This window comes from Bradyrhizobium sp. INPA03-11B (assembly GCF_040446015.1).
Classification (GTDB): domain Bacteria; phylum Pseudomonadota; class Alphaproteobacteria; order Rhizobiales; family Xanthobacteraceae; genus Bradyrhizobium; species Bradyrhizobium macuxiense_A.
The window spans coordinates 19,109-39,536 of record NZ_JASGSR010000021.1; the positions used below are offsets into that span (position 1 = coordinate 19,109).

Sequence of the window (20,428 nt, forward strand, 5' to 3'; positions counted from 1 at the left end):
GGCTCAATTCAATTCGAAGCGGATCGGCAGGTGACGCGGCCCGTTGACGAAGCACGACGCAATCATGTCGATCGGCCCATCCAGTGAGATGGACGAAAGCCTCGGCAGCAGTTCCTCCAGGAAGATGCGCAGTTCCAGCCGTGCAAGGTGCTGACCCAGGCAAAGATGCGCTCCGTAGCCGAAGGCGACGTTCCTGGTTGCCGGACGGTCCGGGCGAAACTCGAATGGCCGATCGAACACCGCTTCATCGCGGTTTCCCGATGCGTAGCAGAGCATCAGCCAGTCGCCCCTGGCAATCTTGCGACCTGACAATTCGGTGTCCTCGGTGGCGGTCCGCATGAACGTCTTGACCGGCGTGGTCCAGCGGATCGCCTCTTCGACAAAACCTGGGATCAGATCGAGGCTCGTCTTCATCCGCTCGAACAGATTACGATCGCTCGCCAACGCCGCGATGCCGCCCGCCAGCGAGGACGAGGTCGTGTCATGCCCGGCGGTCGCGATGATCAGGTAGTAGCCGGTTGCTTCCTTCTCGGAGATCGGTTTAGCATCGATCGTCGCATGGGCAATGATGCTGGCGACATCATCGCGAGGATTGGCCCGACGATCGGCACTGATCGTCCCGAAATAGGCGGTGAAGTCCGCGATCACGGCCGCGATCAATTGCCCCTGGATCGCGGGCGGCAGTGCGGCGATTTCCGCCCGCTTCTCCGGATCGTGAGTGCCGAAGATGTCCTGGGTGAGGCTCAGCATCCGCGCCTCGTCTTCCTCGGGCACGCCGAGGATACGCATGATCACCCTCAAAGGATAACCCAGCGCGACCGCGCCGACGAAGTCGCAGGCGCCGCCCGTGGCCGCCATCCGGTCGATCGCGGCGCGTGCCATGTCGCGGGTCGCGTCCTCGAGTGCCCGGACGTTGCGCGGCGAGAACCAGGTCGTTGTCAGCGCCCGATACTTGCGGTGGTCGGGCTCATCCATCTGTACCAGTGATCGAACCAGATGCGGGCTTCCGCCAGTGATCGCGCGGACGTTGGCGTCGCCAATCTTGTCGACCAGCGTCGTCGCGCGGTCGCCATTGTGGAAAATCGCGTTCTGCCGACTGACCTCGAGAATGTCGGCGTGACGCGTGACCACCCAGAAAGGATCGAACCCGATAGGCTCGGCAACGCCGAGCGGATTGTTGGCGCGAAGCCAGCGATAGGCGTCCTCGATGCGGTTGTCGGCATAGGCCTTGGGATCGACGAGGACGGCGGCGATATCGTCGGGAATGCGAACATCTTTGGCGGTCATGGCGTGTCCTTTCAGGTAGCGATCGCGGATGAGCCGCTTGAACAAACTTGCCCGTAGGCCAGAGCCACAATTCCTCGACCAGGTCGATATGTCGCGGCGTCTGGATTCCCGCTGACGCGCGAAGGCGCCAGGATCTGCGGCCAGGCGCGCGGTCCGGCTTCCGTCCGATCCACCGGCTCGATGACCGCGACCACGCATTCTCCCGTCTCGTCGTCAGGAATACCGATCACCGCCGAGGTACACGCGCTCGGACGAGCTCTTTCGGTCATGCCGGATCCATGAGCAAGACGGCCTTGATGCACCGGCCGTCGTGCTGGTCTGACACGGCCTCGTTGATCGCGCTGAACGGATAGGTCCTGATCAGCCGGTCGAACGGGAACCGACCGTCATGGTGAAGAGCCAGCAATTCGGGAAGAAACGTGTCGGGATCGACGTCGCCGATATTGATCCCACGGATCGACCGGCCGTAGGTGATGAGCTGGTTGATCTCACCCGCGATGGCCGCACCGTGTGCCGCGACACCCAGCAGACCCAGCGTGCCGTGCGGAGCGAGGCAGGCCAGGCTTTCGTGCAGAACGTCCTTGCGGCCGGTCGTGTCGAGCGCAAAATCGACCCCCACGCCGATCACTGCATGGACTGCGCTCGGCAGATCGCTGACCTCAACCGGATCAAGCACGTGGGTCGCACCAAGCTCCAATGCGAGCGCGCGTCGGGCAGCATGAGGCTCAACCACGACGACGGTGCTGCAGCCTTGCACCACGGCAGCCATCACGGCACTCAATCCGACGGTGCCGCCGCCGCAGACAAGAAGCGACGACCCATTCGGACAATTGAGTGCGCGCATCACGGCGCCGGCACCGGTTTGCACGCCGCAGCCCAGGGGAGCAAGCGTGGCCAGTGGCAAGTCCCGGGCAACCTTCACGACATTGCGTTCGGACGTCAGCGCATGGGTCGCAAACGACGACTGGCCGAAGAAATTGGCAGCGACCGCGACGCCCTGCGCCCTGATTGTAGCCGAGCCGTCGGTCCGCGAGCCCATGTAGTTGAGCGCCGGCATCCAGCGGCAATAGCTGGGCAGGCCGGATCGGCACGACGGGCAATGGCCGCAGGAGCGGAAGCTGATGATGACATGATCGCCTGGCTCGACCTTGCGGACGTCTGCGCCGACACGCTCGACGATGCCTGCCCCCTCATGCCCGAACACCGCCGGGAGCGGCATGATATTCCCTTCGCGTGCGAACAGGTCGGTGTGACACAATCCCACCCCGGCGATGCGCACGACCATTTCGTCGGCGCGTGGCTCGTCCAGCTCGACCGACTCGATCATGAAGTCAGCGCCGGGGGTGCGGATGACGGCAGCGCGCATTTCCATCGGTCATGCCGCCGGCTGTTCACGGCCGATTTTCTTCGGGCCGGTATAGCCGAACAGAAACGCGGCGACTTTTCTTATCTGAATTTCCTCGGCGCCCTCCGTAATGCGATAGCGGCGGTGGTGGCGATAGATATGTTCGAACGGCTTGTGCCGTGAATAGCCGATGCCGCCATGGACCTGCATCGCGCGGTCGGCGGCTTCGCAGACCAGCCGGTTCGCCCAATAGTTGCACATCGACACCTTGTCCGACAGCGTCCGCTCGATCTGCTTATGGTCCATCCGGTCCATTTCCCAGGCCGTCTTGCGGATCAGCAGGCGCAGCATCTCGATCTGGGTCGCCAGTTCGACCAGCGGCCATTGGATCGCCTGATTGTCCGCAAGCGGTTTGCCGAACGGCCTCCGTTCGCGGGCATATTTCACGCTTTCCTCGACGCAAAATGCGGCGGCCCCGAGCGAGGATGCTGCCTGGCGGATCCGGTTCTGATGGACGAAGCTCTGGCCGAGCCCAAGCCCACGATCCACTTCACCCCAATAGCTTTGCTCGGGCAGCCAGACGTCGGTAAAGCTCACGCGCGGATGATCGGTGGGCATGTTGAAGGTCCACAACCACTCCTCGATCTTCACGCCCGGCGCGTTAGCCGGCACCACAAAACAGGTGATGCCCCGCGCGTCGCCGTCGGCGCCCGACGTGCGCGCGAAGACCATGACGTGTGTCGCGACATGCATGCCGGTCGTCCACATCTTTTCCCCGTTGAGGAGCCAGCCGGACCTGCCGTCGCGCTCCCGCCTCTCCGCACGGGTTTCCATGAACGTGGCGTCGGAACCATGGTTGGGCTCGGTCAGCCCGAACGCCGTGATCATCTCGCCGCGAAGCAGCTTTTCGCCGTCGCGCGCATTCTGCTCCGCCGTCGCGAACTCCCTGAACATGACCACGAAGGGATTGTTGCCGACGATCGAGTGCTCATTCTGGAGGTCGTTGTGTAATCCAAGACCCTTGGCCGCGAGATGCTCGCGGATGACCGCCATCCAGAGATTTGAACCGCCTTTTCCGCCATACTCCTTGGGCCAGGCGAACCGAAGGTGGCCAGCCCTGTCGGCCCGGCGACGTGCCTCGGCGAGCAGCCTCTCCCATTCGGGACGCGGGAGCCCGTCATTGTCCCAATCCGTCCGGCTGTGTTCGCGGCGATGGTCGAAAAACCGCTCGTTGTCGTCCTGAGCCTGCAGCGGCCTGATTTCGGCATCAATGAACCGGTCAAGTTCCGCCAGATAGTTGATGAGCTCGACGGGAAGGGAAAAATCCATGTCAGTCCTTTGCGGCGGGCGCATCGGCAAGTGCCGCGCGGTATCCGGAATAGGTCGGCTGATCGACGGCGAGCTTGGCGAGCGTCGTCTTGCGCAAATGCTCCTTCACACCGGCTGTCGACGCATCCAGCGTGCCGTCGGCGATTCTGGCGGCGAGCGCGGCGTTTGCGTCTGCGAGCGAAAGCTCTTCGCCAAGCAGTCGTGCGAGGCTGGCTTTTTCAGCTTCGTCGCTGGCGGGGCCGAGAAGTATCTGGCGTCGGACGAGGTCAACGGCGTTGGCTGCCACGCGCGCCTGGAATGCCGTCCGGGGCAGGCTCTCCGGCACGACGACGTCGCGCAAAAAGGCGGCGACCGCCGTGAGGATTTCGTGCGGACCGGGCTGATCTTGCATGGCTAGTCACTCAAGAGCCGGAGGAGGTCGATCTCGGTTTCCGACGCTCGCCGGGCAATCATCGCCCGTTCGATCGTCGGGTCGGCGAGGCGGAAATTGGCGAGCCCGCCGGCGCAAATCGCGCCCCAGCGGATCGTCCCGAATATTTCCCACCAGCGGATCGCCGTCCGATTCACTCGGCGGCCAGACTGCCGCTCATAGGCGTCGAACAGATCCTCTTGCCGGCCGAAGCCGCCAACCGGCCGGTCGATGCATCCGAACCGCCATGAGTTCACGCAGAGCCAGCCCAAATCTTCCATCGGATCGCCGATATGCGCGAGTTCCCAGTCGAGGACCGCTCGTACACCTTCGGGGCCGATCATCAGATTGCCGTTGCGGAAGTCGCCGTGCACGAGCGCGGGGCGGTCGGGGTCCGCTGGGACATGACTGGCGAGCCAGCGAAAGGCGAGCTCGAACACTGGGCGTACGACGCTCCCCGCCCTGTAGACCGCGAGCCATTGATCGACGAGTTGGACCGGTGAGCGACGATCGAGCCAGGCAAAGCGCGCCGGATCGACGGCGTGGATTTGGGCAAGGATCGTCCCGCAGTCGCTGGCCAGCGTCTGGCGTGCCGCGGCGAACTTCTCGGATTTGACGATCCGTCCGCCGAGCGTCTCGCCGTCGATGCAGTTCATGACGTAGCCGCGCCCCAGTCCGTCGGCGGGCCGAAGCACATAATCGACACGGGGGACGGGCACGCCCGCCGCGGCCGCCGCGGCGACCAATTCGGCTTCCATCTCGAGCCCGATGCCGGTCTCTCCCACCTTGGCACCCTGGCGTGCCCGGCGCAGGATCTTGCTGTCGCGACCGTTCGGGCCGATGACCACGAAACGCCAGATTTCCTGTGTTGCCCCGCCCGATAGTCTCTCGAGATTGTCGATGGCATTGGCGTGCGGGCTGATCGAAGGCGCGATCCGGATCAGCGAGTCGAGCAGGGTCGGTTCGAGCGCGGCGGGACTTGCTGGTGCGTCCATACGATAATTGCGGAAGAATCCGCGCTCCCCTTCTCGCTGGCATTGCGCCTTGTATGGATGCGTAAATATAAATATAGTATACTAGTGTCAATGCTGAAAAATGGTCTGCCGCGAACGGGAAGGTCGAAATGTGGGACGCGAAAGGGTCAATTTCGACCGCCGACAGAGATTTTAGGCGTGTCGATGATGATCCTCCGGAGAGATTCCGATGAACGGTTCGTTACCTCCCTTCAAGCCGCTTGGCTGGCGTGGCCCCGACATCAAGGTCGAGTCGCGCGCCGACGGCTGCTTCTTAATCGCGTCCAAGCATCCGGCCGGCACGGTACCGCCGTCGATCGGACATATCCTGGCGGCGCGGGCTGCGCGGCATCCGGACCGGCCATTCCTGCGGGAACGGCAAGGGCCCGTCGGTGCGTGGCGATCCGTGTCCTACGGCGAGGCGCTCGACGCGGCCGAGGCTGTCGCGCAGGCGCTGACCGATCGGCGCCTCAACGGCAAGTCGGCCGTCCTCATCCTGTCGGGCAATTCCATCGAGCACGCGCTGTTGACGCTCGGATGCCTGACCGCGGGCGTTCCGGTCGTTCCGATCAGCCCCTCCTTTTCGCTGATACCGAATGATCGCACGCGCCTGCTGCACTGCGCGAGACGCGTGGCCCCTGACCTGGTGTTCGCGCAATCGTCAGCGCAGTTCGAAGACGCCATTGCCGCGCTCCGTGACAGGCATCCGGACATCGAGGTGGTTTCCGTCGACGGCGGCCCGGGCACGTCCTTTGCCTCGTTACTGAAGGTCGCGCCGACCGCGTCGGTCACAGCGCGACGCGATGCCATCGCGCCCGACGATGTCGCGAAGATCCTGTTCACATCAGGCTCGACCGGATTGCCCAAGGCCGTGCCCCAGACCCACAAGATGTTGACCACCGTGCTCGCCGGGCTCGACGGCTTGCGTACCGAAGCGGCCGATTCCGACGTCATCCCGGAATCTCTGGAATGGATGCCCTGGAGCCACATTGCGGCCGGCAACATCAACTTCAACAGCGTGTTGCACAATGGCGGAACGCTGTACCTCGATGAAGGCCGACCGTTGCCGGGGATGTTCGACGCCACGATCCGCAACCTGCGCGAGGTTTCCCCGATCAGTTTCGCCTCAGCGCCCATCGCCTTCGGCATGCTCGCCGATGCGCTCGAGCGCGATGCCGAACTGCGCAAGAACTTCTTCCGCAACCTGCGCTATATGGCCTATGGCGGCGCGACGCTGTCGAACGACATCTATGAGCGACTGCAGGCGATGGCGATTGCCGAGACTGGATATCGCATCCCGCTGACGACGATGTACGGATCCACCGAGACCCAGGGGATCACGATGACCCACTGGGCGACCGAGCGTGTCGGCCTGATCGGATTGCCGATGCCGGGCATCACCTTGAAACTCGTGCCGAACGGTCCAAAGCTTGAAGTCCGCGTGAAGGGGCCGAGCGTCATGCCCGGCTATCTCGGTGATCCCGCGCGCAACGATGATGCGTTCGATCAGGAAGGCTTCTATCGGCTCGGTGACGCGGTCAGGTTTGTCGATCCCGCAGACCCACGCCAAGGCCTGGTCTTCGATGGCCGAGTCACTGAGGACTTCAAGCTCGACAGCGGCACCTGGGTGTCGGTCGGGACGCTGAGGCCGGCCCTCGTGGCGGCATGCAGTCCCTGTGTCCAGGACGCCGTCATCGCGGGTCAGGACAAGCGATATTTGGCGGCATTGCTTTGGCCATCTGCTGCGGCGCTCCAGGCCTTCTCGGCCGATGGCGAACTGGATGTCGATGCGCTCGCCGCCGAACTATCCGGCAGGCTGGCCTCACACAATGCGACCGCCGGTGGGGCATCACGCCGGATCGAGCGCTTCTCGATCATGACCGTTCCCTTGAACAGCGCTGCAGGCGAGATCAACGACAAGGGATACGTCAACCAGTCCGCGACGCTGGACTCTCGTACGGAGAAGGTGACCGACCTCTATCGTAACCCGCCACCGCCTACCGTCTATCTCGCGTCGCCGGTTACCGGTGGACGCGGGCACGCACAGGCGCTATGACGGATAGTCCGAGTCGACTAGATCATTCCTTACGCCTGCGGGCGGATGCAGGGACTGGGTTTTGCCGGAAGGCACTTCAGCAACCATGGACGATGCTCCCGAGAAGGAGCGCTTTCCCCGCCGGGCCGCGCGCCGGCAGCAGACCCGCGCGCGGATCCTCGAAGTGGCGCTCAGCGAGTTCCAGCGCGTCGGCTACGCTGAGGCGACGATGAATGCGATCGCCGAGGCGGCGAACATCCATATCACCACGTTGTTTACCCACTTCCGGACCAAGAAGGAGCTTGCCGAGACGCTGGCGAGCGTCGAGCTTGATCAGCTCGCGAACATGGTCGACCAGGCCAAAGGCAGGGTTCCGTTCTTCGAATTCTTCCGCGACTTGGTCCTAACGACGGCCAAGACTCGGCAAGCCAAGGGCGACCACAAGCGAGGGATCAGCCGCGAGGCTCACAAGGAGCCCGAGCTCGCGCTCAACTGGATGCGCTACGAGGACCGCGAGATCCAGTTGCTCGCAGCATATATCGCCGCCGACTATGGGCTCGATGTTGCGGCTGACTACGTGCCTTTCCTCGCGGCGAAGGCCCTCATCTCGAGCGGCGTCCTCGCTTGGTCGCGCTGGAGCAAGGCGCGTGCCAGCTGTGATCTCGTCACCGAGACCGAGGCAGCGCTCGACCTCGCCGAGCGCATGGCTCGCGCCATCCTGCCTCTTCGCCCGCTGAAGGGCTGACTTTCAATCATTGTCGCGATTACCCTATAGCTCGGCGCCCACGGCATTCGCATCCCGATAATTCTATTTGACTATAATAATATGTTCGACTTATCTCATCGCCAGTTGCGGGGGTCGCGCCCGCCCGCTTTTGGGAGAAGTGCCATGGACACAAAGCAGGTGGGGGCCGCGACGAAGCGCTCGGCCGCTTCGGGAATGAATGTCACGCAGGGCGGCAAGATCTGCCTTCCCGAACACAACCGATATGATCTCACTCGCCTCACGCCGGAACAGGCCGAGAGCTGGATCGAGAAGGGCTATTTCGTCCTCAAGGAGGTCGTCGATCCGGTACTTTGTGCCGAGATGACCGACCGCGCGATTGCGCTGTTCAGCGAAGCCGAGAGCGACGCCGAAGTATCGGTGAACGGCCATCACAAGGGCAGGAACGGGACGATCGCGATCGAGGAAGAGGCTCGGATCAATTCCGGCGGCGCAGCCCACCTTCGCATGTCGAAGCTCTACAACCTGCATCGCGCCGAGCCGTTCAAGAGCTTCGCCAGCAACTCCGAAGTCGTGAACGCGATGCACGCCATCCTCGGCCCCGACGTCGCGGTGTTCAACTCGCAATACATACTCAAAAATCCTGGCGTCTGGGGTCAGCCCTGGCATCAGGACTCGCTCTACTTCTTCTTCGACCGCGTGCCGCAGGTCGGCGTATGGCTCGCCACCAGTCGCGCCACGGTGGAGAATGGCTGTCTGTTCGTGGCGCCCGGCTCGCACCTCGCCCCGATCCACGAGCACATTCCCGACGCGCGACCGGGTGCAAATTTCGGCTATGTCGAGATCGTCGATTACGACTTCTCCGACAGCGAGCCAGTCATGATGGAAACAGGCGACGTCCTCGTCTTTCACAGCTTCCTGATGCATATGTCGAACGACAACAATGCTCCACAGCGGCGATCGGCGCTCGTCTATCACTACGGCCACGCCGACACGCAATTCGTCGGCGAGAACAAGAGCGCGACGATCGACTTCATGCGGGTATGAAAAATCGGCGCGGCAGGAGGACGTCCACCATGATCGCGCAAGCACTCGTGGGAGACCCATCTTGAGCGCGGCAGGCTGGCGTGGTCTGCCGTCGCATCGTGCATGGCTCGAGGCTGAGGCACGGAGCTTGTTCGACTTCGCCCGCGGTGCGCGGGTCGAGCGCGGGTTCGGCTGGCTGGACGACCATGGGAAGGTTCTGGCCGGCCAGTCACAGCCCCTCTGGATCACTGCGCGTTTCACGCACGTGTTCGGGCTGGCTAATCTGCTCGGCTATCCCGGCGCTGGGCCGCTCTGCGACCATGGCGTCCGCACCCTTCTAGATGACTATGTCGACGTGGAACGTGGCGGCTGGTTCGCAGAACTTCGGGACGGCCGACCGAGCCGACCGGAGAAGGAAGCCTACTCTCACGCCTTCGTTGTGCTGGCGCTGTCCACCGCGACCGTCGCGGGCCGGCCCAGCGCGCGCGAAGGCCTCCGCCGCACGCTGGAACTAGTGGAACAACGCTTCTGGCGCGAGGATGAAGGCGCCTGCTGCGAGGCCTACGACGCGGCTTGGATCCTGTCCGAGCCTTATCGCGGCGCCAACGCCAATATGCACATGGTCGAGTCCTTTCTGGCGGCTGCGGACGCGTTGGACCGACCCCACTGGGCGCAGCGTGCGCTCCGCATCGCTGAGCGGATCATCAACCGGGTCGCGCGCGCCGCCGATTGGCGAGTGGTGGAGCACTTCGACGCCCACTGGACGCCGTTACCGGACTGCAACTCCGACGTGCCCGACCACCCGTTCCGCCCGTTCGGCGTCACCCCCGGCCATGGGTTAGAGTGGTCGCGACTGTTGCTGGGCCTTCGAGCGCAACTGGCCGAACCGCCAACGTGGCTACTCGAGGCGGCGCAGGGCCTGTTCGACCGGGCGGTGACGGACGGTTGGGCCGAGCCTGGTGGCTTCGTCTACACGACCGACCATCAGGGCAAAGCCGTGACGGATCGGCGGCTCCATTGGGTGGTCACCGAAGCGATCGGGGCTGCCGCCGCCTTGCACGAAGCGACGGGCAAAGACGTCTATGAAATTTGGTATCGCCGCATTTGGGACTTCGCCGCGCAGCATCTGATTGACAGGGTTCTCGGCGGCTGGCGCCACGAACTCGACGCACATCTCACACCTGTCGAGGGAACCTGGTCGGGCAAACCGGATATCTATCATGCCTTCCAGTCCGTCCTGATCCCCCGCCTGCCGCTCGCGGGCAGCCTGGCCGGTGCCCTCGCCGGCGGACCCCTGCGATGATTGCCTCTCACGTCGTGGCCGGCGAGGCCTTGGTCGAGCTCGTCTCGCTCAGCTCAGGTTGCCGAAGTTAGTAGTCATGACCTAACAACGCCGCGGAGTTGGCATTCGCTAGAACACGATCAGCTTCCTCTTGCCACTGAGCGGCGGGCGGCCAATCCATCAGCCAAAGTGACCCGTGGATATGGCCACTCAAGGTCCGAGCGGCCGCTTGGACCCCAGCGTCGAAATGATGATATATCTGTATCCACCCGGGCGGATGCAATTCGAAATGGTTCTGCCCCGAGGCGACGAGAAGCTTAAAGCGAAGGCCGGTGAGAGCGGAACACAACAGCTTGCTATCGAGAATCGGCATCTCAAGCAGAACGCCGTGACATGAACCGGTCAAACCTAGGCACGCCTCGCTAATCTCGTTGGGGCGGCCCCACTTGCCTTGGATCGAAACACGATGAGACTCTCTCTTATGGCAGAAATCCTCGCATTTTATGCTGTACCGCATACGCCGAGCTTTATCGCTGAAGTCCAGGCGAACAGCGAGCGATCCGAGACAGCCCAATGTTTCTCCGGGATTCACCGATACTTCGAACATGGCCCGGCGGATCTCATCGTTAGAGTGGCTTTATGAAGGCCACTTCCTCATCTCCCTCGAATGATCAAACTCGCGACGACAAGGGCGTCGAGTTCGGACGCTACAGCATCTTCCCGAGGCTACGCCTACTCCTGCGCGAGGGCGCAAAGGTCGACATCAACACGCGCGCCTTCGATGTCCTCTGGGTGCTCGTGCAGGCCGACGGCGAACTGGTGTCAAAGGACCAACTTATCGATACCGTCTGGTCGGGGGTCGTTGTCGAAGAGAACAATCTTCAAGCCCAAATGTCGGCTATCAGGCGAACGTTAGGCCCTGATCGCGGCATGATCCGGACCGAGTTCGGGCGCGGCTATCGACTGGTCGCGGAAAGCCGGACGCCGCATTCCGAAAAAGGAGCGTCGGAGGCGATGCGATCGCCGCCGTCAAACCTGCCCCTTCCCTTGACCTCGCTGCTTGGACGCGCCGCTGACCTTCGCGAAATCGAGCAATTGTTCAACAAAAGCCGTCTCGTCACAATTACCGGCACCGGAGGAGTTGGGAAAACAAGAATCGCCCTTGAGCTCGGGCGACGCTTGGCGGGACATTTTCAGGATGGCGTCCACCTGGCAGAAATCGGCAAGATATCGGAGGACGAATTAGTAGGTCCAACCCTTGCGGGAGCACTGCAGATCCCTTCCTCCAACATCGAGCACGCCGATCGGATCGGATTCCTGCTGTCGAGTCGGCAGCTTCTCCTGATCGTCGACAACTGCGAGCATCTTGCTGGACCAATCTCCAGGAATGTTGAGACGATTCTGTGCCACGGCCCTATGATCAAGGTGCTGATTACCAGTCAGGAGCCTCTTGGCCTCGATGGCGAGCAGATCTATCGCCTTGCCCCCCTCGCGGTTCCGCCGCCCGACACACGCGACTTGGATGTTGCAATGGCATACCCAGCTTTCGAGCTCTTTGCAGAGCGCTCGTCAGCGAACGTGCAGTCGCTCGACCTTGATGTTGAAGTCGCGAGTGCAATTTGTCAGCGCCTCGATGGTCTGCCGCTCGCCCTGGAACTCGCAGCGGCTCGTGTTTCCACGCTTGGAGTCCGAGGCGTTCTCGCCGCTCTTGATGATCGCTTCAACCTGCTGACCGCTGGTCGTCGTACGGCTCTATCGAGGCATCGCACTCTCAGGGCCACGGTCGACTGGAGCTACCATCTTCTGGACAGCGACGAGCAGCGACTATTCTGCCGATTGGCTCTTTTTGCCTCGAGTTTCGACGCCCAGGCGGCAAGAGCCGTTGCAGCTCCCGAGAGCGACGACCCGTGGTTCAGTCTTGACCTACTCGGCGGCCTCGTAGGGAAGTCACTTCTTCTTCTTGATTTAAATCGAGCTACACCGAGATATCGGCTCTTGGAATCGATTCGGTTCTACGCGCTGGAGAAGCTGGCAGAACGCGGTGATGTTGACTTGAGCGCGGCACGGCATGCAGCCTACTTCGTCGAGATCACTCGAAGCGCGTCAGACGACTGGAAAAAGCTGCCGACGGAAGATTGGCGCGCAACCTTCGAAAATGCGATCGATGACATCCGTGCCGCTCTGGACTGGTCCTTTTCCGCGAAGGGAGATCTGCGGATCGGCGTAAGCATGTTGGCCTGCGCAACCCCCTTCTGGATTCAACTGTCATTGCATGATGAGTGCCGACGGCGGATTACCCAAGCCTTGGACCGTCTCGCAGACGCGCTCAATCCGGACGACGAGATGGCGCTTATGGCAGCCCTTGGAACGGCGCTCAGCTGGGCAATCGGTCCGGTCATTGAGACGAGAGCCGCATGGCATAAGGCTCTTACCCTCGCTCGGGAACTCCGCGCCAACGAGATTGAACTGCAAGCTCGATACGGACTTTGGCTCTACAATCTCAGGTCGGGTAGCTACCGCTTGGCACTGGAGCACGCGGAGGAAATGCTCCAGTTATCTACTGCGTCTAATGATTCGGAAGCGCAAGCGGTCGGCCGACGCATCTGCGGTGTCGCCCAACACTTTCTCGGCAATCACGATCTCGCGCGGGAACTTATCGAGAGCAGCCTTCGCTGGTTCGATGTCAACCGCCCTCAGCAGGCATTTCGGTTCGGCATCGATCAGCGTATCGCCGGGTTGTCGTTCCTGTCGCGTATACTTTGGGTCCAAGGCTTCGGCGATCAAGGCAAGGAGATGTCAGCTGCCGCAGCCGCCGAAGCGCGAGCGCTCGACCATGCCAACACGCTCTGCTGCGCACTTGCAGAAGGCTGGTGCACTGTGCACGCTCTTGACGGCGATCGTGAAGCTGTTCGGCGCGAGGCAAAACGCCTACAACACATTGCGCGCGAACATGGGTTGGGCTTTTGGAGCACCTACGGCGACCTCTTCGAGTTGTGGGCTCAGGTGTGTGATGAGGGGGAGGTACCTGTCTCGCGCCTAGCGGCAGCCGTGGCTTCCGTTGAACGGCTGGGCTTTGATCAGGAGTACTCCACCCTGTTCAGCGACATCCTGCTCACCGCGCAACGAAACAAGTGGGATCCTACCGCTCTTCGGCCGATCTCATCGCTGCTCCTCTCTCGATGCGAGAGCGATTCGTCCTGGGGCGAACCGGAGTTTCGTCGCGCTGGCTCCCACCTCAATAATTCCCCTTCCGAAGCCATTGCCGGCCTCAGAAAGGCTCTGTCGATTAGCCATCGACAAGGGGCAAAGGCTTGGACCTTGAAAGTCGCCACCGATCTGGCCACCATGCTGGCCAGCCAAGGGGATAATGACGAAGCCAGGTCGACGCTCGTGGCGGCACTCGAGAGCTTTCCTGCCGCGACCGCCGGGCGAGACCTGGCTGCAGCACGCGCCCTCGCGAGCCGTTTGGGACTTGATCTTTCGCGTTGAGCGCTAGCCAGTTCTCTTCATTCTGCGCTGGAGACCTCGTTCGTACTCGCTCAGATCTGGGATCGATCGCCGGGCAACACCCGTCTCGACGGCTGCCTTCATCACCGCTATTGGTACGGTATAGATCAGCCTCGGGTCGAACGGTGTGGGAATGATGTAGTCGCGCCCAAACGATAGCTTCCGACCGTATGCACTCTCCACCTCATCAGGCACTGCACTGCGTGCCAGCCCAGCCAAGGCCTGAGCGCATGCGATTTTCATCTCCTCGTTTATCGCGCGCGCCCGGACGTCCAGTGCTCCCCGGAACAGATATGGAAAGCAAAGAACATTGTTGACCTGGTTAGGGTAGTCGGAGCGACCGGTCGCCACTATGGCATCAGCACGGATGGCCCGAGCTTCCTCGGGGGTGATCTCAGGGTCTGGATTTGCAAGCGCGAAAATAATCGGGTCTGCGGACATGCTTTCAACCATCCGACGGGTCAACGCGCCTTTTACAGACACTCCGATGAAAACGTCGGCGCATTCGACCGCCTCCTCCAGCGTGCGGGCAGTCGTGTCCGTCGCATGTCCGGACTTCCATCTATTCATTCCGTCAGTACGGCCGCTCCACACCGGCCCCTTCGAATCGCACAGAATGCAATTCTCCCGGACCGCGCCCAGGAACTTCAAGAGCTTCAGACATGCGATGCCTGCTGCTCCAGCTCCATTCAGCACGATCTTCACGTCTTCGATCTTCTTGTCCGCCAGATCAAGCGCATTGATGAGCGCTGCGGCACAGATCACCGCCGTTCCGTGCTGATCATCATGGAACACTGGTATATCCATTATCTCTCTCAGCCGTTCTTCGATGAGAAAGCACTCAGGAGCCTTGATATCCTCCAGGTTTACTCCGCCAAACGTCGGCTGCATGAGGCGGACCGTTCTCACGATCTCATCGACGGCTTCCGTCTCAAGCTCGATGTCGATCGCATCGACGCCGGCGAACCGCTTGAACAAAGCCGCCTTACCCTCCATCACCGGCTTCGACGCAAGCGCCCCCAGGTTTCCCAACCCTAAAATTGCGGTACCATTCGTAACTATGGCGACCATGTTGCCCTTCACAGTGTAGTCATAGGCGGTGTCGGGCCGAGCGGCGATAGCCAAGACAGGAGCGGCAACGCCCGGACTATACGCAAGCGACAGGTCCCGTTGCGTCAGCATTGGCGTCGAGGACACCAATTCGTATTTTCCGGGCCATGGCTCGAGGTGATAGTTGAGCGCCTCGGCGTCGGTGATCTCGTCTCTAACGATCAAAATTTCCATTCCTTCTTCGCCATCGGCGGCAGGCTGATCCCGGGACGCGCGAAACAGCCTTCGAGGATCCCGCTCAACCTGCCGACGCACGAGCCACTCACGATCAGTGGCTAACCCCAGTCGAATGCCACGACCTGCGATCTTTGCGGCGGACCGGGCGGGGGCCGTTCGCCGCATTCGTCCGGCTACATGAAACGATCGGCGCCCCCGGACGCCTCGATCGTGTCGCCCGTTACGAAGCCATTCCTGTCCGAACTCAGAAACGCTGCGATCGCGGCGATTTCCCGAGCGGTTCCCGCGCGGCCCACGGGGGTCAGTTCGGCCGAAATTCGCGCAATGACGTCGTCATCCGACAGAGTGCTGAACTCCTGCCGCGCCCGTCGTACGGCCGGGACCATGTTGTTCGTCCAATTGTCCGTGGCGACGGCGCCGATGCCGATCGCGTTCACGAGGATGCCGTCCTTCGCCACTTCCATCGCCAGTGATTTCGTCAGGTTGTTGATGGCCGCGCTCAGAACGTGCGAAACGAACAACTTCGGATTGGGGTAGATTCCCCCGATCGACGACATGTTGACGATGCGCCCCCATCCAGCCTTTTGCATATGAGGAATCGCGGCCTTGCACATCCTTCGCATCGACGTCAACTTGACGCCGGTCATCTCTTCCCAGTCTTCCTCGCTCGAATTCATCAGGCCGCCGGCATGGGCACGCCCCGCATTGTTCACGAGGATATGCAATCCGCCAAACGCCTCGATCGATTTACCGACGATGATCTCGGCCGACTCCGGCTTCGCGACGTCTGCCGCCAGCGTGGCGACCTTCGCGCCTTTGCGTCCAAGAAGCTTTTCCGCGGCCTGGTTCAACCTGGCTTCGTTTCGAGCCACGACGAGAACGGACGCCCCGTTTGCCAAAAGCTCGTCCGCGACGGCATATCCAATGCCTGCGCTCGCGCCGGTAACGATGGCAACGCGTCCTGCGATACCGAGATCCATGAAATCCTCCTGATGTCAGTTCAGCATGTGATGTTAGGCGGGAAGGGCTTTGCCTCGTGTCTCGGGCAGCAACAGCAATGCTGCGATCGCGAGCACGTAGAGGGAAGCGAGCGACAGGACGGTGGCCTGGTAGCCGCCAAGCGTCGAGAACAGGAAGGCCGTCAGAATTGGCAAGGGGAAGGAGACCAGCCGTGCAAGATTGAACACGACGCCGGATGCCGTCGAACGAATGCGTGTTGGGAACAATTCGGGCAAATAGATCGGCATCCAGGAAAAGACGCCCAGTGTAAAAACACCGAGAACGAACACGCAGCAGAGCGCGATCAGCAGACTCTGGGGCGCGAGATACATCAGCAAGCCAGAGGCGATCGCGCCCAAGAACATCAGCAGCATATATGGCTTTCGGCCGATCGCGTCGGCAATGAAGCCGGCGGCCACGTATCCGATGATCGCACCGCCGTTGTACACCAGCGCGCTGATGCTTGCCCATGAGCTCGCCGTCAGGCCTTGCTTCGCGGCGATTGCACCGATGTACGGCCCGGTGAGCGCCGAGATGCCGTAGAATACAGAGACGGTAACAGTGGCGATGACAAGCGCCGCGAACGAATGCGTCAGAACGCGTCGATCGTCGAACATTTCAATGAGACTGAACCTGCGCTTGGTATGACTTGCTTCATCGCTCGCAGCAGAGCCATGGACCGCCTCCAGCCACAGTTTCGATTCGCCCACCCCTCTCCTGATGTAGATCAGGAAGAATGCAGGCAATACGCCAATCACGAACATCCAACGCCATGCATCGGCGCCACCATAGGGCTGGATGAAGAGCCACAGTCCCGCGGCAAGGAAGAAGCCGAAGCCGTACCCCGATTGCATAATGCCTAGTGCTTTTGCTCGCGCCGAGGCAGGCCACGTTTCAGCTACCAGTGCCGTCCCCGTGCTCCATTCGGATCCCAGGAACATGCCGGTGAGAAACCGAAAGACGATCAGAGTCGTCAATGAGTGGCTCAGAGCCGTAAGGGCGGTGAACGCGCAGTATCCCCCAATGGAAATCATAAGCATCTTCCTCCGGCCGATGTAGTCGGCCAGGATGCTGCCGATCGTTCCACCGACCGCCCAGCCCATCAGCGTACTTCCAAGCGCCGCGCCGACGGCCAACCTCACGTCATCCGGCTTCGGGCTGTCCAACATCGTCAGGACCGCCGCTCCTCCAACCAGAATCAAGGTGCTCGTTTCGAAACCATCGAACATCCATCCGATGAAGCTGCTCAGAAGCGCTTTCTTTTGGACGGGCCCGATTTCACTTGGCTGCTTTATTTGCATGTACTTCCTCCTATGATTTGACACTGCAGCTCTTGGCGACTGCTTGCAGGTGATCGTCCCGGGAGGAGTGCCCTCCCGGTCCTGTGTTGACTGTTGGTGTGACGAGCTAGGCGCGACGCTGACGACTTCCGGACGCGCGTTTCAGTCCGGTGCTCCGGTGCGCATGCGGCGGTTAAAGATCGGCAATTTCAACCCGAACACCTCGAAGCGGCTGAGTATGAGGAGAAGAAAGCCAGAGGCTCCTTCGCGATTCAGGCGCCCCACATCACCGGCCAACAGCGCAGCGCGCTCTTCGTCGCTGAATGGCATGGATGAGACGGCGGCCTCCGGGCTCTCGAGAATCTGCCTTCGGAACTCCCGGTCGTGCAGGACACGGCGACAAAGCGTGTGGATGAGATAGATGTTCATGGCCGCTCGCTCCTAGTGCTCCAAGCGGCAAATGCGTTACCAAGGTCAGGTTGATTGATGAGGATTTGGGGAGGGCTTGCGCCGACAATCCCCAGCACAATAATCCAATTGAGAAGCTCTCCCGCCACATTCCCCGCTGCGAGCATTCTCGCCTCAGTTGATTGGGCAATCAGTTCATCATGCTCACACCTCGTGATCCGATCCAGCACCCATGACGCCCAGGACGGATCAGGAATGCCGAACGTCTTATCTACATCAACCCGCGGCCCTCCGATCTCGAGGCTGAGTGACCCACTGGCGACGATCGCAACACGAACGTCGCTATCCCAAGTGCGAATGGCGGCTGAAATAGCTCGCCCTAATGCATAGCATCGCTTTGCGGTTGGCAGGGGCGGAACCCCGCAGTTGATGAAGATGGGAACGATCGGCAAGTTCATCGCCGGCGTCAGAAAGTGCAAGGGCACCAATGCGCCGTGATCAATCTCGAAATCGACTGATGAGGTAAAGTCGAACCCCTCTTTAATCAGATGAGACAAGACGTGTCGGGCTACGTTCGCCTCGACCTTAAGGTCGTACCACGGCATGCCAGGGGTTTGATCGTTGGGACCTGAGGTTTTTTCGGCAATTCCGATCGCAAAGGTTGGCCAATTGTCAAAGAAGAACGTGTTAAAGTGATCATTGTTGACTGTGACGATCACGTCTGGTTTTGCTTGATCCAGATGCTGTTCGATCTGACCAAAGAAGCGCGACGCCTCAGAGCGATCGCCATTGAGCTGAACCTCGGCGACGAAGCTGGGCGTATGCGGTACCGCATAGACTCCAACAAGCTTGGCCATGACCTCTCGCTCCTCCCGCTATGCATCTTCGCTTTCGCCACGAGTCATGGCGCCAACATTCGCATCGGTAAGCGAGCCGCGTCATCAGGGGCTAGTAGACCGAGCTTCAGACGTCTGAAATGTTTCACTACGCGGGTTTGCGAGAAGCCACCGCCACGAAAACCTACGGGCACAGTACCTACAAGGCCGACGCCAAGCTCATACTCTGAACCTGAGAACTGATCCCTCCGGTGGCGTTGCTAGTCTGAGCCACCACGGCTTTTTCACCTCCTGGGCCACAACGGCAACCCTTGTCCTGAGCCAATGAGACGGCGCAACCCGCACGAGCCTAGTCGAGCCGCCGCGTCTGCTGTTCAGGCTTCGGCGTGTCCTTCCAAACCACATGAGCGCGGATCGCGCTGGTCTGCTCGTCGATCCATCCGAACTCGCGCACGGCGTCGATCATCGCCGTCAGGTTTTGCTGCCACGCCTCGTCCGAGGAGCGGGGTGAGGCTTTCCGCAGCCAATCTTCGGACACCCACATATGTCCGTCGTCGGACAACAGCCCGACGTCCTGAAGAGCATCCTTGAGGCTTGGAAGATCTTTAGCGGGGGCATCGATCGCAACACTGAACCGCTTCAAGTCGTCGGCCTCTTCCAAAGCGGCGATCAACTGATCATTTATTCGCACAAGCATGTAGGTCTCCTTCTGAGAGTGGATCGGAAGATCATGCCGATATCGCACTGCTCTGGCGGATCGACGGAAGGCGCCCGCTTCAATCAGACTCCTTCCAAAACGAGTTGAGTGGCGGTTCCCACCCGGTGGTAGTCCCGGCCGAAGTAAATGAGACCTTCCGTCTCGCCGTCGATTTGCACAGCTTCGACTTCAGCGAAGAAGATCGTGTGCGTTCCCTTCTCAAGGACGTCGGTGATCCGGCAGTCGAGGGAAACGGCCGTACCCTTCAGGGTTGGTGCTCCCGTTGCGAGGGGGTGCCATGCGCCGGTTTTGAATCGCTTTTCACGCGCGCAGCCCGTAACACCGGTGAATACGTTCGAGACTTCGCGTTGGCTTGAGCAGAGTGTGCTGACCGCCAACACGCCGTTGACCTTCATGATCTCGTTGTTGCGGCTTGATCGATTGATGCAAACGGCGAGTGTCGGCGGATCGTCAGTGACGCTGACCACGGCGCTTGCCGTCATTCCCGATCGGCCGGCCGGGCCATCTGTCGTGATGATATTCACGGCGGCACCAAGTTGGGCCATCCCGTCGCGGTATTCCTGGCGGAGAATAGTCATCGTGGCCCTCCTCCGACCGCAGCAAGCTCAGCCGGCCCCGGCTCTTCGAGCGGATCGCGCCCGAATTCCGGCACGATCTCGGCTGCAAACCGATGCAGCGTGTGTCGGGACCCGCCAAGGATGCTGAGGATGAGGTACTCGGCTCCCGCCTCATGCAGTGCCGCAACCTTGTCGCGGATTTCCCCGATGGTTCCTATCAGCGTGCTCTCGGTCGAGGGCATCCCCCCGTTGTCGGGGAAGGCATTGCGCGCTCTCCAGCAAGCTTCCTTATGCGTCTCAACACCAACCTGATTTGGCATGGGCGGCACGACGCGTAGAGCTGGATGAGGGTGTCCCAAGCGCCATCTTCGCAAGGAGAAAATCGC

The 20,428-nt window shown here is 61.3% G+C and carries 17 protein-coding genes and 1 pseudogene; 5 read left to right on the forward strand and 13 right to left on the reverse strand.

What is annotated here, in order from left to right:
- Positions 1-3 precede the first annotated feature (3 nt).
- The 5 genes from QMZ05_RS11245 to QMZ05_RS11265 form a co-directional block, all read right to left on the reverse strand.
- Entirely contained in the window at positions 4-1,287 is a 1,284-nt protein-coding gene (locus QMZ05_RS11245; RefSeq protein ID WP_353700811.1) for a cytochrome P450, read from the reverse strand.
- Positions 1,288-1,552: 265 nt separating this feature from the next.
- Positions 1,553-2,653, reverse strand: coding sequence for an NAD(P)-dependent alcohol dehydrogenase (locus QMZ05_RS11250; RefSeq protein ID WP_353700812.1), 1,101 nt, complete (start codon positions 2,651-2,653; stop codon positions 1,553-1,555).
- Between the two features lie 9 nt (positions 2,654-2,662).
- Positions 2,663-3,961 carry an acyl-CoA dehydrogenase family protein gene (locus QMZ05_RS11255; RefSeq protein WP_353700813.1) on the reverse strand — a complete coding sequence of 433 codons (1,299 nt, stop codon included), beginning with the start codon at positions 3,959-3,961 and terminating at the stop codon, positions 2,663-2,665.
- Position 3,962: 1 nt separating this feature from the next.
- Complete coding sequence (locus QMZ05_RS11260) at positions 3,963-4,352, reverse strand: DUF6285 domain-containing protein (protein WP_353700814.1); 390 nt, start codon at positions 4,350-4,352, stop codon at positions 3,963-3,965.
- 2 nt (positions 4,353-4,354) lie between these two features.
- Complete coding sequence (locus QMZ05_RS11265) at positions 4,355-5,365, reverse strand: phosphotransferase family protein (protein WP_353700815.1); 1,011 nt, start codon at positions 5,363-5,365, stop codon at positions 4,355-4,357.
- Between the two features lie 208 nt (positions 5,366-5,573).
- On the opposite strand from QMZ05_RS11265, the gene QMZ05_RS11270 reads away from it, so the two are divergent.
- The 5 genes from QMZ05_RS11270 (at position 5,574) to QMZ05_RS11290 (ending at position 13,939) form a co-directional block, all read left to right on the forward strand.
- On the forward strand, positions 5,574-7,439 hold the full coding sequence (locus tag QMZ05_RS11270; protein WP_353700816.1) for an AMP-binding protein: 1,866 nt from the start codon (positions 5,574-5,576) through the stop codon (positions 7,437-7,439).
- Positions 7,440-7,524: 85 nt separating this feature from the next.
- Entirely contained in the window at positions 7,525-8,163 is a 639-nt protein-coding gene (locus tag QMZ05_RS11275; protein WP_353700817.1) for a helix-turn-helix domain-containing protein, read from the forward strand.
- A 144-nt stretch (positions 8,164-8,307) separates the two neighbouring features.
- On the forward strand, positions 8,308-9,189 hold the full coding sequence (locus tag QMZ05_RS11280) for a phytanoyl-CoA dioxygenase family protein (protein ID WP_353700818.1): 882 nt from the start codon (positions 8,308-8,310) through the stop codon (positions 9,187-9,189).
- A gap of 61 nt (positions 9,190-9,250) precedes the next feature.
- Positions 9,251-10,471, forward strand: a complete 1,221-nt coding sequence (locus QMZ05_RS11285) for an AGE family epimerase/isomerase (RefSeq protein ID WP_353700819.1) — start codon at positions 9,251-9,253, stop codon at positions 10,469-10,471.
- Between the two features lie 618 nt (positions 10,472-11,089).
- Positions 11,090-13,939: a winged helix-turn-helix domain-containing protein gene (locus QMZ05_RS11290; protein ID WP_353700820.1), complete on the forward strand. Its 2,850-nt coding sequence runs from the start codon at positions 11,090-11,092 to the stop codon at positions 13,937-13,939.
- A 39-nt stretch (positions 13,940-13,978) separates the two neighbouring features.
- Here QMZ05_RS11290 and QMZ05_RS11295 read toward each other — a convergent pair.
- From QMZ05_RS11295 to QMZ05_RS11330, 8 genes and pseudogenes are all read right to left on the reverse strand, one after another.
- Positions 13,979-15,241: pseudogene (locus QMZ05_RS11295) on the reverse strand (malic enzyme-like NAD(P)-binding protein); the annotation flags it as partial.
- Between the two features lie 176 nt (positions 15,242-15,417).
- Positions 15,418-16,224, reverse strand: coding sequence for an SDR family oxidoreductase (locus QMZ05_RS11300; RefSeq protein ID WP_353700821.1), 807 nt, complete (start codon positions 16,222-16,224; stop codon positions 15,418-15,420).
- 33 nt (positions 16,225-16,257) lie between these two features.
- Positions 16,258-17,544, reverse strand: coding sequence for an MFS transporter (locus tag QMZ05_RS11305; protein ID WP_353700822.1), 1,287 nt, complete (start codon positions 17,542-17,544; stop codon positions 16,258-16,260).
- Between the two features lie 141 nt (positions 17,545-17,685).
- The gene (locus QMZ05_RS11310) at positions 17,686-17,952 is read right to left on the reverse strand and encodes a hypothetical protein (RefSeq protein WP_353700823.1); all 267 of its coding nucleotides are present in this window, start codon (positions 17,950-17,952) and stop codon (positions 17,686-17,688) included.
- Positions 17,949-18,788 carry an extradiol ring-cleavage dioxygenase gene (locus QMZ05_RS11315; protein ID WP_353700824.1) on the reverse strand — a complete coding sequence of 280 codons (840 nt, stop codon included), beginning with the start codon at positions 18,786-18,788 and terminating at the stop codon, positions 17,949-17,951. Before QMZ05_RS11315 ends, QMZ05_RS11310 begins: the two co-directional genes overlap by 4 nt.
- Positions 18,789-19,116: 328 nt before the next feature.
- On the reverse strand, positions 19,117-19,464 hold the full coding sequence (locus QMZ05_RS11320; protein WP_353700825.1) for a hypothetical protein: 348 nt from the start codon (positions 19,462-19,464) through the stop codon (positions 19,117-19,119).
- A gap of 83 nt (positions 19,465-19,547) precedes the next feature.
- Positions 19,548-20,063 (reverse strand): flavin reductase, encoded by a 516-nt coding sequence (locus QMZ05_RS11325; protein WP_353700826.1) that lies wholly within the window; start codon positions 20,061-20,063, stop codon positions 19,548-19,550.
- Complete coding sequence (locus tag QMZ05_RS11330) at positions 20,060-20,362, reverse strand: hypothetical protein (protein WP_353700827.1); 303 nt, start codon at positions 20,360-20,362, stop codon at positions 20,060-20,062. Before QMZ05_RS11330 ends, QMZ05_RS11325 begins: the two co-directional genes overlap by 4 nt.
- Positions 20,363-20,428 lie beyond the last annotated feature (66 nt).